General features: G+C 44.1%; 1 protein-coding gene. It reads right to left on the bottom strand.

What is annotated here, in order from left to right:
- The coding region (locus tag ACTHUR_RS21215) for a type I 3-dehydroquinate dehydratase (RefSeq protein WP_440400781.1) at positions 1-376 on the bottom strand (376 nt) is incomplete at its 3' end.
- Positions 377-440: the final 64 nt, after the last annotated feature.

The following is a 440-nucleotide window of genomic DNA, read 5'->3' as shown; positions in this document are numbered from 1 at the left end:
GTTTTACGCTGCTTTCCTCGGCAAAAAGCTCGATGTCGATAATATCGGCTTGTTTGGAACGGATGATTTTTTCCAATAATTCAAAATAATACTCGTCAGAACAAGGCGTATTGCCGCCCTCTTGCGCCCTTCTAAACGTAAACAGTAAAGGCTTGTCAGGAAAAGCCTGTCGAGTGATGCCTAATTGTTCGGCAATAAAATCGGCATCAAGCGCAGCTTGAAAAAAATCTGCACGAAATTCAATAATGTCAAAAGCCGTCTCTTTCAATACGCGCAAAGCCTGCTCCAATTCCTGCGTATTGGCGGCCACCAGCGGTACGGCAATTTTAGGCAGGCCTTTGCCGATCTCGATATTTTTGATGATGACAGGTTTCATATTGTTCCTTTTTGCTCTTCAAGCCAATCAGTGCAGATGCTCATAAATGGTTTCTGCCAAGGCT

The organism is Neisseria sp. P0021.S007, assembly GCF_051956855.1.
The sequence above is the reverse complement of the archived record's forward strand: the minus strand, read 5'-3'. Positions and strand labels throughout refer to the sequence as shown.